We start from the raw sequence: 16,902 nt of genomic DNA, 5'->3' as shown, positions 1-16,902 counted from the left end.
CTCCTAATTGTGTATCAATGTATGATTTTACGATTACTTTTTGTTGTAGATTAGCGCTTTGATACGCTTGAAGTCACCAGCAGACACTAGAGAAGCTTTACGAAGTTTACGCTTCTGCTTTTGAGTCTTATGACCGAACATATGGCTAGTGAAAGCACGGCTGCGCTTAAGTTTACCTGATCCAGTTTTCTTGAAACGCTTTGATGCTCCACTGTGAGATTTCATTTTTGGCATGAGAGAGTTCCTCCTTAAAGAATTACTTTTCGCTGACTGGTGCTAAGATAAGGAACATGCTGCGTCCTTCCATTTTTGGTTTGGACTCAACCGTTGCAATATCTTTGCAATCTTCTGCAAGGCGCTCAAGCACCTTTTTACCGATATCAGAATGCGTGATCATACGACCGCGGAAACGGATCGATGCCTTCACTTTATCGCCTTTATCAAGAAACTTACGAGCATTACGAAGTTTCGTATTGAAGTCATGCTCCTCGATATTCGGGCTCAAGCGAACTTCTTTAACGGTAATAACTTTTTGTTTCTTACGCGCTTCTTTTTCCTTCTTTTGCTGCTCATAGCGAAACTTTCCGTAGTCCATAATACGACATACTGGAGGTTTTGCATTTGGAGCAACCATAACCAGGTCAAGATTTGCGTTTCGAGCCATATCTAATGCCTCATTTTTTGATTTCACACCAATTTGGTTTCCGTCTGCACCAACGAGACGTACTTCCCGGGCACGAATGCCCTCATTGACGTTCATGTCTCTACTAATAATCAGCCACCTCCATGGTTAATTGTTCGATGTGATCATCTAACAAGATGTCCTTAAATTATTTATCCGGTTCAAAGCATTAAAAAAAGCGTCGGCGCATACGACACCCACACATTCTCTACATAGTACATAAACAATGATACCTGCAAACTGCCATAACGGCGTCAATCAGGTGAGAAGCGGGCGCTTCTGCTTGCTTTGTTTCCGATATTTAATTTACCTAAGACAGTATACCATGCTGTTTCAAACTATGTCAAGGCGACATGAAAGAATTCATTTGAAGCGCACTTGATTATCATATCTGATTTTCCTGACGCTGACAAGTGTTTTTTTTAAATTGTTGAGCAATTACTCAATCGCCTTTTCAATCTTAACATAAAAAGCTGGCATAAGACATCTGTTGAAAAGATCTTAAGAACTATCCGCTAATGTGATAGTGGTGATTTGCGCTCCAGGATGCTCGCTTTCCGCGGGGCGGGCGGTGAGCTTCCTCGTCGCTTACGCTCCTGTGGGATCTCACCTGTCCCGCAGGAGTCGAGCACCCTTCCGCTCCAATCCACTTTATTTGAAGTCTTAATCAAAGAATAAACCATTCAAATTGATAGCAAAAAATTGTTAGTATTATAGGTCGGAAAGTTTAATTTTGATTTATGGCGTTTTAGTAGGAGGGAATACCTCGTGACTCCCTCCGGAAATGTTGATGTACCAGTGTTTAATAGGGTTAAAAATCTTTTTAAATTTCCCTGTAGGAACTAAGTCCCTACAGGGAATTCCTTATTTAGGAATATAAGGAAGTGGATGACGTGTTAACCTGCTGATCCATGTAATTTTTTTACAGAAATATATATGTGCACATTTGATCTCTGCTTGCTTATGAGGACGAACCCTCCCATGTCTCTTGACGTCATGCGTCTACATTCCTTCGTTAGGTCTCATCATAAGGCAGAGGCCGGCATTATTCTCCCGTATGAACTCTAGGTTGAAAGTCAAGATCTGCGCCAGCTTCTCTGTGTCATGCCTATGTGTTTGATCGAGCTTAAAAGTAGTCGCTACGATACGTTTTTAAGACAGTGGAGGTCATTCCTCATTCTATCTTCTCGAAAGTATACATGGTGGTTTGAAAGACCGAAAAAGATCTTAAGTAGCTTGCTGCATAACACAACCATCGCTTCCTTCTTTTTCAGAGGATTTTCCTTTCTCGAAATATAATACGAGTACAAATCAAAGAATACAGGGTTATTTTGAAGTAAAGGAAGAACAGCCTTGTAGAGGAGACTCCTCAACCTTTTCCTCCCTCGTTTGGATATTCTCTTTTGCCCCCTATGCTTACCAGAAGAGTTCTCACGTAATGTTAATCCCGCTAGCTTAATGAGTTGGCGTGGATTTTCATATTGTGTAAAGGATCCGGTTTCGGCAAGTAAATCAACAACCGTGTTTTCGCTAATTCCTGGAATAGAGACTAGGTACTCAAACTCGGTCATTTCTTGGGCTAATACAGATAAGCGCTGATTTAACTCTTCGAGCTGATCTTTGAGGAAGGTAAAACGATCCATCAAGCTATTTATTTCAAATCGTCCCATCTCTATACCATTCGTAACCCCAATAGAGTGCTCAGCTAATCGCTGTAGCTTCTCAATTTTCTTTTGAGACGGCGCATAGAGGCCTGCCTTGTCCTTATATACATTCGCAAGTTCTTTCGAACTTACTCCAACGATATCTTCTGGTAAAGGCGTATGTTTTAAGATGGCGCAAGCCAGCTGGCCAAAGCTTTTAAAGACCGTCGAAAATTCGGGGAAGTATTGATCCTGCCAACGAATCATTCGATTCTTTAATCTAGCTTGTTCTTCTTTTAGTTGCCATCTCAACGTAGATCCTTTCCTTAATTCAGCTTCAACGCCATCAGGTATTCTAGGAAAACTAAAGTGGCCACCTGTAATGAGCTTCGCTATAATTCTTGCGTCTTTTTTATCATGCTTTGTCTGAAGATTATCATCAAATTCTTTCGTTCGGTGGACGTGCATTGGATTAACGACCACAAAAGGAACATCATAATCTAAAAGAAACGAAGCTAGATTTAGCCAGTAATGACCTGTAGGTTCAAATCCAACTAAAATCTTATCTTTCTTATATTGCCGAAGTAAGCTATGAAGTTCATGATACAAGGAATGAAACCCATCCTCGCTTTGTTTGAACTTGAAAGGTTGATTTAATTCCCTCCCGCGATCATCAACTGCGCACGCATAATGAGTGTGTTTCGCGATGTCGATGCCAATGACGAGAGTTTGATTTGTCACTTGATTTAATCGTTGATTCCGTTTATTATCCAAAAAGAGCCCTCCTTTTGATGATTGTACTTTGGTTAGGTACGAATGCATCATAACGGAGGGCTTTTTTGTATGCAATAGAGGATTCCTTTTCTGACAGGAATTCTCCCGTGGTCCAACGGGCGTTCGAGACTCGGAGCGGACCGATTTTGTCCGATTTGAGGCTCGGGCGTTCGTCCACAGGAAAGCAAGAGGTATTCAAGCTCCTACGGGATCGGGACCACACGATCTATGTTTATCCACAAACAGAAAAAGCCGGCATTAAGCCAGCTTCTCATTACTTTTTATTCTTGATTTCATTTTCAATGTTAGCAGTAAAGTCACTAAGAGCAACTGTCTCAGAATCTTGCTGACCATAGCGGCGCACGTTAACTGCGTCCCCTTCGACTTCCTTATCACCTACAACTAGCATGTAAGGAATCTTTTGCATCTGAGCTTCGCGAATCTTGTAACCGATTTTCTCATTTCGCTCATCCACTTCCACGCGAATGCCTTCACGTTGAAGCTTCTCTTGAACTTTCTTCGCATAATCAAGATGAACTTCAGAAACTGGAATGATTTCTGCCTGTACAGGTGCTAACCAAGTAGGGAATGCTCCTTTGTATTCTTCAATTAAGAATGCAACAAAGCGTTCCATAGTGGAAACGACACCACGGTGAATAACAACTGGGCGGTGCTGGCCACCATCTTCACCGATATAAGATAGGTCAAAGCGCTCAGGAAGGTGGAAGTCAAGCTGAACAGTCGATAATGTTTCATCTTTACCAAGAGCAGTCTTCACCTGCACGTCTAGCTTCGGACCGTAGAATGCCGCTTCGCCTTCTGCTTCTACGTACTCGACTTCAAGGTCATCCATCGCTTCTTTCAGCATTGCCTGTGCCTTATTCCACATCTCATCATTATCAACGTATTTCTTCTTATCTTCTGGATCTCGATAAGAAAGACGGAAATAGTAGTCATTGATTTGGAAGTCTTCGTAAACTTCTTGTACGAGCTTAACAACACGGATAAATTCTTCCTTGATTTGATCCGGACGACAGAAGATATGTGCATCATTCAATGTCATCGAGCGTACACGTTGAAGACCCGCAAGTGCTCCAGACATTTCATAACGATGCATTGTACCAAGCTCAGCCACACGATAAGGTAAGCCACGGTAGCTCTTCAAATCGTTTTTGTAAATCATCATGTGGTGAGGGCAGTTCATCGGACGAAGAACTAGCTCCTCAGTTTCATCCATTTTCATCGCTGGGTACATATCTTCTTGATAATGATCCCAGTGTCCACTTGTTTTATACAGTTCAACGTTGGCAAGGTGTGGTGTATAAACGTGGTTGTACCCTAAGCGCTCTTCTAGGTCTACGATGTATCTTTCAATTGTACGACGAATTGTAGCACCCCTAGGAAGCCAGATCGGAAGACCTTGTCCTACTTCTTGAGAAATTGTAAAGAGCTTCAATTCTTTTCCTAGTTTACGGTGATCACGCTCTTTCGCTTCTTCTAACAATTGTAGGTATTCTTCAACCTGTGATTGTTTTGGAAATGCTGTACCATAGATACGCTGAAGCATCTGGTTATCACTATCGCCTCTCCAATAAGCTCCTGCAATCGAAAGCAACTTAAAGGCTTTGATCTTACTAGTTGAAGGTACGTGTGGTCCACGGCAAAGATCAAAGAACTCACCTTGCTCATAGATCGTAACGTCCTCATCAGCAGGAATAGCCTCTAATAGCTCAAGCTTCAGGTCATCTCCGATTTCTTCATACATCTTTTTAGCTTCGTCACGAGAGACTACCTTACGTTTCACTTCAAGGTTTTCGTTGACGATCTTCTTCATTTCCTTTTCAATCTTCGGAAGATCTTCTGGTGTAATGGAAACAGGACAATCGATATCGTAATAAAAACCGCTGTCAATAACAGGACCTACACCAAGTTTTACATCTTTAAAAAGACGTTTGATCGCTTGTGCCATTAAATGAGCTGTACTGTGGCGAAGAACTTCTAACCCATCTTCACTTTCAGGAGTTACGATTTCAATCGCTCCATCTTCCTCAATTTCGCGTCGTAAATCAATTGTTTCACCGTTTAGTTTACCTGCCACGGCTTTCTTTTTTAGACCCGGACTAATTGAGCTTGCAATTTCTTCTGTTGTCGTACCTTTATTAAACTCCTTAACAGAACCATCAGGAAATGTAATATTTACTAATTCAGCCATGTTCCTCACTCCTTTTTTTATGCATATAAAAAACACCCATCCCAAAAGGGACGAGTGTTGATCTCGTGGTTCCACCCTGCTTCCCGCTAAGATATCATCCTAGGCGGCTCAGACTGCTGTAACGTAGCACAAACGCCGCACTATTTCCTGAGCGGTGTTCAAAGGTGGTAAGTATACTTCTCACACTAGGATGATCGCACCATTTCATCCCTCTCTGGAAGCTGACAAAGCATCTCATATCCTTATCATAACGATTCTCAATATACGTTTATGTAGGTATTATAAGTAGTTGACTACATAAAATCAAGCCTATTTCTAATGATTTCCCGAAAAAAATATTTTAGACATGTGAAATGGGAAAAAGCGTAATCGCTCTTGAAAAACATTACGAATCGTCTGAGTCAGTCCCTCTTCGATATCATCTGTAAATATATTTATTTCTTCGGGTGCTAAATATAAAAGCGGTAACAAAATATCCGGGTCGATTTCATCAGTTGTTAATTCATTCGGAAGCTCTTCAAAATACATGTCCATTGAATCAACAACAAGCTTGACCCCCTTCTCATCTACAAGGTGATACTCCCCATCGAAAAGAAGGTTCACCTCCTTCTGTTTCGGAGTCCTAAGCTGCAGCAGCTGCCTAAGTGCTTCAATGAAGTTCTGATACTCTTGCTCGAGTTTGTATTCATCAATTGCTTCTGCAACTAAAGCAGAGAGAAGCTTTTGATAGGGTCTCGTCCTAAAAACTAGAAATGAGTCAAACGAAATCGTACCTCCTTGCTCAATACAACCAAATGCTGCATCTCGAAGAATAGTAAACCTCTCACGATATCCCTCAGTTCTTGGGACGTCGATGCGATCCCCATCGCCTATGCTTCTTGCTAAACCGCAGATCTCATCAATTTCCTCACGATCTTTAAAATAATAGCTAGTCCTTAAAATATTTTGCATCCATACCTTTTCATAGGTGGTCTTAACACAGTGGGCGAGGCAATCGGCAATTTCAAAACACGTTCTTGAATCGTATGGCTCAATCGGTATGGAAAGAACCATTTCTGCTTCATTTTCAAGTGTCTCTTTCCCTCTCAGGCATAGAGCTGCATGTACAACGTCATAGTCTGCTTTGTTTTTGAACGTAAGTGAAACCAACTTTTCCCCCTCCTGTCCACCTTCTTATTAGCATCTATATGGCCGAACTACAGGAAAGATGAATGAAACAATAAAAAAGCCACCCACAACTAGTGGATGGCTTCAACGCAAGAAGAGATCGTGCCTTATTTCCGCCTGTTCTTCCCTTCAAGAAAGATGGGCGTCGTATAATGTTTGATTCGTTCCATAATTCGTTTTGCTTTCGTTAACTCGACCCCTGCTTTATTTGAATAAGCAAGGTGTTCTTCAAGCAAATCATAATCAAGATTTGAAGAATAAAGTGTAGGGAGTCCCTCCGTCATCCGGTATTGAAGCAGTGTTCCTAAAATATCATCACGAACCCATGTAGAGATATTCTCTGCCCCAATATCATCCAAAATAAGAAGAGGGGTTTCTTTTAGGAAGTTTAGTTTTTCATCGATCGACTGATCTTGAATCGCACTCTTCATTTGTCTAAAGAAGTCAGGTGTATAGATGAACTGAGATTGAACCCCTTTTTCTTTTGCAAGCTGATTCGCAATCGCACCGAGGAGAAAAGTCTTCCCGACTCCAAAGCCGCCATGTACGTACAGTCCCTTAGACGTTTCACCAGGGACAAAATCTTCAACGTATTGATCAGCAGCTTGAAACGCTTCGATTCTGCCTCCGTCATCATCAATATCAGCAAAAGATGCGTTCAGGATTTCTTTAGGAATGTAATAGCTTTTTACCATCTCATTGCGTTTCTTATTATCTTCTTCTTGAATCCTAGTAGGGCATCGGTTGTATCGAATATCGATCACGGTTCTATTGATAAATAGCTCAGGTTCATACCCGTCCATCATGTTGACACAATTAGATAGTCCGTCGCACCCTTCACAGCCCTTCGTTTGCGTTGTGTATTCGTATAGTCTGGCGAGACTTCGGTCGATCATTTTTTCATCGACTTCTTCGTTCTCTGCACAAAATGCACGAATATGTGGATCAGACAAAATTGCTTTTTTCATTTCCTTATATTTCTGTTGAAATTTATTATTTGCAGGCATTTTATTAAAAGATTCTTGAATGGATTCCATCTATTTTCACCCGCTCTCATTACTTATATTAGTCTTTTTTATATTTGCTTAGAAACTTTTGTAGCTGCTTTTGTTTTTCAGCGCGTTCGTCCTCAGACATTTCCGGTTCTTTTGGATTCGAAATCCATTCCGGTACTTTGTCTTTCCTTGCTGAAGTCTTGTTACGGTTAGAAGTTTTATTCGCTTTCTTAGGTGATGGTTGTTCTAATTCTTTAATCGCCAAGTCCATCGCTTCTCTCACTGTCTTCACATTCGCTCTAGCCCAATGACTTGCAAACTTCTCTACGTAGTTTTTCGATAGCTTCTTATCCTGCGTTTCTAGAATAAAGTCTAACAGTACGTTCATCACACCAGGAGTTAAATTCTGCTCGTCCATAATTCGTTCAACCATTCGCATATCTGCTTGTGAAGGCTTACCACCTCCAGCAGCCCTTTGCAAGATGTCATATGGTGTCATCTGTTCGTATCGTTGGGCAGCTTTTTCTTCCTGGGTTGATGGCTCTTTCTTATGAAATTCTTGTAATTCCTCAGGCTGCTTTCTCAGTTGAAGCGCAGGAACTTTCCCTTTGTTTTCTAATGCAAACCAGCTGCTAACCTCTTTACGCAGTAAATCTTCAGTCAACATATCATGATGAATAGCAGCTTGTTCAACAATTCGAGCCATTTCATATGGCTCGATTTTATACACGAAAGCTAAACGCTCGATCGTCTGTTTAACAGACTTATTAAGCATTTGATTTGATACAATCATATCAGAAATATGCTGCTTCATCACTTCAAAATCAAAACGGGGAGAACTGAACACAAGCCCTTTGTTTTCACTTCTGCCAACCGCTGGAACCTGTGGCTCATCATTTTCATCAGCCATAACCATTTCGGAAGGATGTAAGGAATCATAGACATCATTGAACGAAGCAGTAACGTTTTCGTATTCATCTCTATCGATCAACTTTCTTGAGAAATGTTTTTTCAGTTCATTGTATCGGTTTCTGCCTAGTCTATTAAATAAGTAAATATTTAAAACACCATCGTTGAAAAAGCGCTCTGGCGTTAGAGGTGGATGTAATTCATACGCAAAGTGTCTCGGATCCTGGTCCGTTTTCAAATACGTATTCAATAGACCGATTCCTTCTAATTTCTTTCTTTCTTCTAAAACCTTCTTCAAATCCCACCTCAGCATAACCTTTAGGCTGTGATGCGTCATTGATCCATGATCTTGATGTTCATACATACTCCACAACGTCATATACAAACTATATGCCTCTGCACCGATTAAGGGCTGATATAAGAGAGTTAGGATCTTTCTATCATACTCATGAAGAAGGCCAGCAGCCTCCACTTGAAGGGTATCAACAGGTAGTAGTTCTTTCCAATGCATATGCTTCACCTTTATCTTCTATCTTATTATTGTACTTCACTACTAAATTTAGTCTTTATTAGGTCGTCTTAACGTACAAAAAAAGAGCTTAATCTAAGCTCTCTTTCTTTACTCCGCTCTGTTTATCAACTCTTTTAGTTCTTTAATGAATACATTGATATCTTTGAATTGACGATAAACTGAAGCAAACCTTACATAGGCAACTTCATCCACTCTGGCAAGTTGATCCATTACAAGCTCACCGATAACATCACTGCTAATCTCAGAAGCTCCCTGATTACGTAAGTCACGTTCAATTTCATTTACAACTTTTTCAAGAGTTTCTAGAGGAACAGGTCTTTTTTCACACGCTTTTATTAATCCTCGAAGAATTTTATCTCTGCTAAATTCCTCTCTTGTTCCTTCTTTTTTCACAACGATAAGCGGAATTTCTTCTACCGTTTCGAACGTTGTAAAACGGTATGTACAGGATTCACATTCACGGCGTCTCCGAATAGACCTGCCATCGTGAACAGGTCTTGAATCCAGTACTCGTGTTCCATTTATATTACAGTTGGGACAACGCATCAGATCATCTCCACCAAACGCACAAGATTTCTATATCTTATTTTAGCATAAATTAAAGAAGTGCACTAATCCTATTAAGAATCGGAATATCCTGTTCCTAAAAATGTGAGTTGCTTTTGTAGAGCTTGATATGCTGTCTCGATAACGCGTTTGCTATATCCGAAATCAACAGGCAATGGCGTCTCTGTCGATACAGAGAAATCTATTGCAGTTCTGTAAGGTCTTACGGACACGACAGTTACAACGATAAGAGCTTTCTTTCCACCATTTATTTGGAACACAAATTCTCCTCGATCGATAGAATCTGTTACTATTTCTCCTTTAAAGTGTTTTAGAAGTACTTCCTTAGCTGCTTTATAACCTTGTTCCTTCGTTGTTTTAAAGTAATGTGTTTTTAATGCTTCATTCGGGTGATTTTCCCCTGTTTCTGCTCTATTCGTAAAAAAATCTTTTATCCCCACCGTGTTCCTCCTTTATTTTTTTTTAGAATAGCAAGAAACGGTAAAGAAATCAATTCACTAAGCAATGTATGCATAAGAAAAAGGAGTGCATTCGCACTCCTTGATTTTTTCGTATAGTTTATGAAGTAAACGCTGATTCCTGTTCTCTAAGTCTAGGTTTAACTGGGCCCATTCCACGAGGTAATTCAATGTTTTCTCTCGTATCAGCACCAAGCGCATCTGCAATATGGTTCGCAGCAACATTTGGATCAAGATCGCCACAGGTATACACATCGATACTTGCATAACCGTGCTCAGGAAAACTGTGAATCGTCAAATGTGATTCAGAAATAATGACTACTCCACTCACACCTTGAGGTGCAAACTTGTGAAATGCAACTTCTCTAACTTCAGCTCCAGACTTAAGTGCCGCTTCTACAAACGTTTCTTCGATTAGTTTCATATCGTTAAGCTTATCGACGTCACAGCCCCATAACTCAGCAATAACGTGTCGTCCAATTGTTTCCATTTAAATATCCCCCTTTAATTTTTACTCATGCGGTTAGCATGCGGTATTGAAAATCCACCACGGGGGAAAGTTAGTCCGATGAGGTCCTAACCCTTTAAGTAGTTTTCAACGCCAAATTGCTATAAAAGAAGTTCACGAAAAATAGTATAATGCTTTTAAAATAGATTTGCAACTACAAAATTTTTCGGGATTAAAGGAATACGATTCGCCTCTCTTTAATAGCATTACCGATACAAAATAAAAAGAAGCAGGGTGTCTAGCCCCTGCTTCTTTCTTAAACGCTTACTTCGGATTTGCTGGGAATTTTCTCGCCAACATACTTTGCCATATCCACTACTCGACATGAGTAGCCCCATTCATTGTCATACCATGCAAGTACTTTTACTTTGTTCTTTTCTACAACCATCGTGGATAACCCATCAACGATCGATGAATTAGAATCACCATTGTAATCGATGGAAACAAGCGGCTCATCGGAGTAGCCTAGAATTCCACGAAGAGGTCCTTCTGAAGCAGCTTTTAATGCGTCGTTCACTTCTTCGACAGTTACGTCTTTCTTAAGATCAACCACTAAATCCACAAGCGAAACATTCGGTGTTGGTACACGAAGTGACATACCATTAAGTTTTCCTTCTAGATGTGGCAACACTTTTGAAATTGCTTTTGCAGCACCTGTCGTTGTCGGAATGATGGATTGACCACACGCTCTCGCTCTTCTTAAGTCTTTATGAGGGTTGTCAATATTTTTCTGATCATTCGTATAGGCATGAACCGTAGTCATCATTCCTGTCACGATGCCGAATGATTTGTCTAGTACTTTGACTACTGGAGCAAGACAGTTTGTAGTACATGAAGCGTTTGAAATAACGTGATGCTTTTCATGTTTGTATTCGCTTTCATTTATCCCCATAACAACTGTCAGATCTTCATTTTTACCTGGCGCTGTGATAATAACTTTCTTTGCACCGGCATCCAAATGAAGGCCTGCACCATCTCTAGAATTAAATTTACCTGTTGCCTCGATTACGATATCTATATTTAAATCTTTCCATGGGAGATTACTAGGATCACGATCACTAATGACTTTGATTTCTTTACCGTTTATTTTAATCCCATTTTCAACAGGGGTAACCTCTCCATCGAACGTACCGTGAATACTGTCATATTTAATAAGGTGACTTAATGTTGCAGGTGGATAACTGGCGTTAATTGCTATTACATCTAAACTCTCTTCTGTAATCGCCTTTCTAAATACCATACGCCCAATTCGTCCAAAACCATTAATCGCTACTCTTGATTTCATCCAGCGTTCCTCCCACCATTTATGTGTTATACTCTTTTTTGTTTTTCTCAGGATTAGTATAACATATAATATGCGTTTTAAAAGATTTATTTACACCATTTATGCAAAAAGGGGAGATATGGGTGTATGACACCTAATTAGCTATAATTAAAATTTCACTTAAAACAAAAAACACGTCATTTCGACGTGTTTTGACTCAAACGATCTTCCATTCCTTCAGAATGTTCCTTAGCTGTTTCTCTGTTGCCTCTCTCGTTCCTGTATTATCGATTACTTTATCAGCTAACTGCCTTTTTTCTTCGATCGGAATCTGTGACCGGATTCGCTGTACTGCTTCTTCTTTAGAGCTCTTGTCACGTTCGATGAGTCGCTCCAACTGTGTTTTTGAATCTACATAGACGACCAGCGTCCGGTCGACAAGATAGGAAAGCTTACTTTCAAACAGAAGAGGGATATCCAACACAACATGCTTATGACCGCTTTCTTCATATGCTTTCGCTTCCGCTAACATTCGCTTACGAATAGCAGGATGCATGATCTCATTAAGAAGCGAACGTTTTTCGTTATTGCTAAAAATAACCGAACCTAACCTTTTTCGATCAAGGTACCCATCATCCGTTCTTACCTCTTCACCAAAGACCCGAACGATCTCTTCTAATGCTGGCTCACCGGGCTCAACAACTTCTCTAGCTATGACATCTGCATCAATTACTGGTATGGATAGGGTTCTAAGCATTTCTGCAACTGTGCTCTTTCCACTTGCAATTCCACCGGTAAGTCCTATCTTCATACATTCCCTCCTTTTACATCTTCATAAATCCTATAATGATCAGCAAGCAGCCCGGAAGATAAGAAAGTTTATCTACCCATTTGATCCCTGAGGCGAGATTTCCACATTTCAACCCTAAGAAAACAAATAGGGAGCTCATACATGCGATCAACAAAGCCGTTTGAAGAGGGGCATATCCAATCATGGATGCACCAATACCTGCACCAAACGCATCAAGCGAAAGAGCAGCACCTAACATGACCGCCTCGATCCCTGTTATCGTTCCAGAATCGTCAAAATCAGCGGTTGTCGGCTTTCGTAATATGCTGATGACAACACCTAAAGACCTTATCTCAAAGTGAAGTAACGTCCGTTCCGTTACGGATTTCTCGGCATCGGACCCTCCTCGAAACATTTGATACAAAACCCATCCGCCAAGAGCAATTAGAATGCCTCCTCCAATTCTCTGAGCGAGTGTATCGGATATCCATAATTGAAGGATTGAGCCCAAGCCCATCGCAACAAGCATTGATACCGCTGAACAAATCGTCAAAATAATAATTGATTTAAACGGAATCTTCATCTTACGCAATCCGTATGTTAAGCCAGCTCCAAATCCATCGACACTTACAGCAAATGCGAGAAAAAACAGTGAAACCCAGTGCATTGGCGAGCTCCTTCCATACTAAAATCTTTGATAGTATATGAACAGAGCCCTTCCAACGCTACGATTCACCTTTTCTCTTGACAGCGAGGACAATAGGTCGTCCCTCTCCCACCAACAACTTTCTTCTCTAGTAAACCATCACATTTCTTACATGATAATCCTACTCTTCCGTATACAAAGAGGCTTTCTTGATACGTACCGACCTTGCCTTGACTATTCACATAAGATCTTATCGTGCTTCCACCTTTTTCAACAGCATCTTTAAGTGTAGAAACAATTTCTCCGTGTAGTTTGACCAACTCTTCAAAGGTTAGAGAAGATGCCACTCGCTCAGGATGTATGCCAGCTTTAAATAGCGCTTCATCTACATAAATATTCCCTAGACCCACTACGATTGTTTGATCGAGCAATACCGTTTTCACATGACGTCGTGTTTTTTTAAATCCACTTCGTAACACTTCAGGTGTAAATTGCTCAGAAAAAGGTTCGAGTCCTAACTGTGAAAGAGGCAATACATCTTCTTCTGTATTTAAAGGAAAAAGATGCATCGTACCAAATTTACGCACATCGTGATAACGAAGCTCCGTTCCATCCTCGAATGTGAAAAACACATGGGTATGATGATCAAATTCTTCATCACTTCTTGACACCCTATATTTCCCCTCCATTCGAAGGTGGGAAACGATCACATCGTCCGTTAATATGAGCTTTAAAAACTTCCCTCTTCTCTGAACCCCTGTAAACGTTTGGCCAATAACCTTCATCTTAAACTCTTCTATATCATCTGGTGCTTTAATAATCTTTGGCCACTTGATTACAACGTCTTTTATTTTCTTCCCTACAATGAGATCCTGTAGTGTTTGTTTAACCGTTTCTACTTCCGGTAACTCCGGCATAATTCTCTCTCCTTTGATGCGAATTACTTAGCATCATACCAGGTGGAGCCATACTCATAATCAACCTTCAAAGGAACGACCAATTCAATAGCAGTTTCCATCACCTCAGGTACAATGCGTTTTAATGTCTCGATCTCTTCTTCAGGTGCCTCGAATATTAATTCATCGTGTACCTGGAGCAACATTCTTGTATCGAGTTTTTCATCCTTCAATCGTTTATCCATCTCTACCATTGCTTTTTTGATAATATCTGCGGCAGACCCCTGTATCGGTGTATTCATAGCCGTTCTTTCTGCAAAACTTCTCTGGTTAAAGTTCCGCGAATTAATTTCTGGTAAGTACCGTCTTCTATTCATAAGCGTTGAAACAAAACCGTCCTCTTTCGCTTGTGTGACGACCTCATCCATATAACGCTTTACACCCGGGAAACTTTCGAGGTACTTCTCAATAAATTCAGACGCTTCTTTCCTTGTAATTCCTAAGCTCTGTGAAAGTCCGTAATCGCTAATTCCATAGACGATACCGAAGTTTACTGCTTTTGCATGCCTTCGCATTTCTGATGTAACATCTTCCTTCGTTACGCCAAAGACATTCATTGCGGTTTTCGTATGGATATCTTCTCCCTTTTGGAAAGCTTCGATTAAATTTTCGTCTTCTGCGATGTGCGCAAGAACCCTAAGCTCAATTTGGGAATAATCCGCAGCAAACATCACCCAACTTTTCGTCGTTGGAATAAATGCCTGCCTGATCTTTCTGCCTTCTTCCAAACGAATCGGGATGTTCTGTAGGTTAGGGTCTGTAGAACTGAGTCTTCCTGTTTGGGTAAGAGCCTGATTAAAACGGGTATGGATTTTTCCAGTCTCTCTAAATGTAACTTTAAGCAATCCCTCTATATAAGTGGAGTTTAGCTTTCCTAATTGCCTGTATAATAATATTTCTGGGATAATCTCATGCTTACTTTCTAATTTTTCTAGAATATCCGCAGAGGTAGAGTATCCTGTCTTTGTCTTCTTGATCACCGGTAACTCTAACTTCTCAAACAATACCTCTCCAAGTTGTTTTGGTGAGTTAATATTAAATTCAGTACCAGCAAGCCCAAAAATACGTCCTTCAATTTCTTTCAACTTGTTATTGAGTTCCTTGCCCATTTTTTCTAAGCGTTCAACATCTACGCTTACGCCCTGGGTTTCCATCTCTCCTAATACCAACGTAAGAGGCATTTCAAGATTATGAAAAAGATCGATCTGGTTATTTTTATCTAACTGCTCCTCAAGTGTTTCTTTAAGCTGATAGACTGCATATCCTTTTCTCACCAAATGGTCTGCAAGCTCTTGTTCATCTGGCACTGCACGCTTCGCACCTTTCCCATAGATCGCTTCATCAGAAGAAACCACAGAGAAGCCTTCCCGCTTTGATATGGCTGAAAGATCATGCGTCGATTCAGATGGATTTAGAAGGTAAGAAGCGATAACCAAATCAAATGTTATCCCTTTTAGGTGTATTCCTTTCCAACCAAGTGCGACGACAGCTCTCTTGGCATCAAACACCCACTTCTTCTTTGTTTCATCTTGAAGATAAGACTGAAATCGTTCAGACTTAAGCGCAACGTCACTAGGAATATAGAAATTCCCCTTTTTATTTACAAGAGAAAATCCTTGTATCTCAGCATTATGATAATTCTCTTCCATTACTTCAACAATTAAAGCAGATGGGTTTAAGAGATGATCATCATTTACTTCATCCAAGAACTCAACCTTAAGGTCATCCATTTCCTCTTCTACTTCACTCTCTCCTCCGATGCGTTCGAGAAGCGTTTTAAAACCCAAATCATGAAAGAGGGTACTCACCTCTTCTGTTTTGAAACCTTCATATACCATATCGTTAATCTCAATCGTGAGAGGCGTTTCCTTAAAGATGGTGACGAGCTCTTTACTCATCATCGCCTTATCTTTATTATCCTCTAACTTTTCTTTTAACTTCTTTCCGGAAACGCTATCGATAGAATCATATACGCCTTCAAGTGTTTCAAATTGCTTTAAGAGCTTTAGCGCTGTTTTTTCTCCAACACCAGGAACGCCAGGAATATTATCAGAGTTGTCTCCCATTAATGCCTTCATATCGATGATTTGTTCAGGCTTTATTCCATATTTTTCATCCAAAAATTGAGGATCGTATGTATCGATTTCCGTTATGCCTTTTCGAGTTAACGCTACATGAACATTATTCGATACGAGCTGAAGGAGGTCCTTATCACCAGAATAAATTTTCACATCCCAGTTTTCTTTACTCGCCATGTCAGCAACTGTGCCAATAATATCATCTGCTTCATAATTCTCAATTTCAAACCGCTTGATATTAAATGCGTCTAGCATCTCTCGAATAACAGGAAATTGCTCACTTAATTCTGATGGCGTTTTTTGCCTTCCGCCTTTATATTCTGTATACGTCTTATGTCTAAATGTTGTTTTTCCAGCATCAAATGCAACTAGCATATGAGTTGGTGCTTCGTTTTCTATAATTTTCAAAAGCATCGTTGTAAAGCCATAGACCGCATTCGTATAAACACCTTTATCGTTGTTTAATAAGGGCAGTGCGAAAAACGCTCTATAAGCGATACTATTTCCATCTATCAATACAAGTTTATTCTTCAAAGATAAACCTCCTATATCATTTGAATTTAAGTATCCATCATAAAAACACCTGTCTTATCCATTTTACCACGGTGGCATGTAGAATGAAAAAACAGGTGTCGTTTATTGTATTGAATGAAAATTTCAAAAAAAGAAGACGAGTAAAAACTCGTCTTAAATCATGCTCTAGTCATGATGAAGGGGTCAA

The 16,902-nt window shown here is 40.2% G+C and carries 15 protein-coding genes and 1 other annotated feature; all 15 genes read right to left on the bottom strand.

Annotated features, from left to right (window positions below; genetic code table 11):
* Positions 1-33: 33 nt before the first annotated feature.
* The 15 genes from rpmI to polA all read right to left on the bottom strand — a co-directional run bounded on the left by rpmI (position 34) and on the right by polA (position 16,715).
* Positions 34-234, bottom strand: coding sequence for a 50S ribosomal protein L35 (gene rpmI / locus ACXAEY_RS06095; protein ID WP_224878695.1), 201 nt, complete (start codon positions 232-234; stop codon positions 34-36).
* 22 nt (positions 235-256) lie between these two features.
* A complete protein-coding gene (gene infC, locus ACXAEY_RS06090) occupies positions 257-760 on the bottom strand; it encodes a translation initiation factor IF-3 (RefSeq protein WP_270179538.1) in 504 nt (167 codons plus the stop codon).
* Between the two features lie 88 nt (positions 761-848).
* Positions 849-973, bottom strand: a sequence feature (ribosomal protein L20 leader region).
* Positions 974-1,821: 848 nt separating this feature from the next.
* Positions 1,822-3,099, bottom strand: a complete 1,278-nt coding sequence (locus ACXAEY_RS06085; protein WP_474810875.1) for an IS110 family RNA-guided transposase — start codon at positions 3,097-3,099, stop codon at positions 1,822-1,824.
* 274 nt (positions 3,100-3,373) lie between these two features.
* On the bottom strand, positions 3,374-5,311 hold the full coding sequence (gene thrS / locus ACXAEY_RS06080; protein ID WP_474810874.1) for a threonine--tRNA ligase: 1,938 nt from the start codon (positions 5,309-5,311) through the stop codon (positions 3,374-3,376).
* A gap of 315 nt (positions 5,312-5,626) precedes the next feature.
* Positions 5,627-6,460 carry a sporulation protein YtxC gene (ytxC, locus tag ACXAEY_RS06075; protein ID WP_474810873.1) on the bottom strand — a complete coding sequence of 278 codons (834 nt, stop codon included), beginning with the start codon at positions 6,458-6,460 and terminating at the stop codon, positions 5,627-5,629.
* Between the two features lie 125 nt (positions 6,461-6,585).
* Positions 6,586-7,515: a primosomal protein DnaI gene (gene dnaI / locus ACXAEY_RS06070; RefSeq protein WP_270179541.1), complete on the bottom strand. Its 930-nt coding sequence runs from the start codon at positions 7,513-7,515 to the stop codon at positions 6,586-6,588.
* 28 nt (positions 7,516-7,543) lie between these two features.
* Positions 7,544-8,893 carry a replication initiation and membrane attachment family protein gene (locus ACXAEY_RS06065; protein WP_474810872.1) on the bottom strand — a complete coding sequence of 450 codons (1,350 nt, stop codon included), beginning with the start codon at positions 8,891-8,893 and terminating at the stop codon, positions 7,544-7,546.
* A 108-nt stretch (positions 8,894-9,001) separates the two neighbouring features.
* On the bottom strand, positions 9,002-9,460 hold the full coding sequence (gene nrdR / locus ACXAEY_RS06060; protein ID WP_270179543.1) for a transcriptional regulator NrdR: 459 nt from the start codon (positions 9,458-9,460) through the stop codon (positions 9,002-9,004).
* A gap of 74 nt (positions 9,461-9,534) precedes the next feature.
* Entirely contained in the window at positions 9,535-9,921 is a 387-nt protein-coding gene (locus ACXAEY_RS06055; protein ID WP_474810871.1) for a cytosolic protein, read from the bottom strand.
* Positions 9,922-10,039: 118 nt separating this feature from the next.
* The gene (gene speD / locus ACXAEY_RS06050) at positions 10,040-10,429 is read right to left on the bottom strand and encodes an adenosylmethionine decarboxylase (RefSeq protein WP_270179545.1); all 390 of its coding nucleotides are present in this window, start codon (positions 10,427-10,429) and stop codon (positions 10,040-10,042) included.
* 274 nt (positions 10,430-10,703) lie between these two features.
* Complete coding sequence (locus ACXAEY_RS06045; RefSeq protein WP_270179546.1) at positions 10,704-11,732, bottom strand: glyceraldehyde-3-phosphate dehydrogenase; 1,029 nt, start codon at positions 11,730-11,732, stop codon at positions 10,704-10,706.
* A 196-nt stretch (positions 11,733-11,928) separates the two neighbouring features.
* Entirely contained in the window at positions 11,929-12,522 is a 594-nt protein-coding gene (gene coaE / locus ACXAEY_RS06040; protein ID WP_270179547.1) for a dephospho-CoA kinase, read from the bottom strand.
* Between the two features lie 13 nt (positions 12,523-12,535).
* A complete protein-coding gene (gene ytaF / locus ACXAEY_RS06035; protein WP_270179548.1) occupies positions 12,536-13,168 on the bottom strand; it encodes a sporulation membrane protein YtaF in 633 nt (210 codons plus the stop codon).
* Between the two features lie 65 nt (positions 13,169-13,233).
* Complete coding sequence (gene mutM / locus ACXAEY_RS06030; protein WP_474810870.1) at positions 13,234-14,064, bottom strand: DNA-formamidopyrimidine glycosylase; 831 nt, start codon at positions 14,062-14,064, stop codon at positions 13,234-13,236.
* A gap of 23 nt (positions 14,065-14,087) precedes the next feature.
* Positions 14,088-16,715: a DNA polymerase I gene (polA, locus tag ACXAEY_RS06025; protein ID WP_474810869.1), complete on the bottom strand. Its 2,628-nt coding sequence runs from the start codon at positions 16,713-16,715 to the stop codon at positions 14,088-14,090.
* Positions 16,716-16,902: the final 187 nt, after the last annotated feature.

Source organism: Anaerobacillus sp. ABA4_114 (assembly GCF_056159065.1).
The sequence above is the reverse complement of the archived record's forward strand: the minus strand, read 5'-3'. Positions and strand labels throughout refer to the sequence as shown.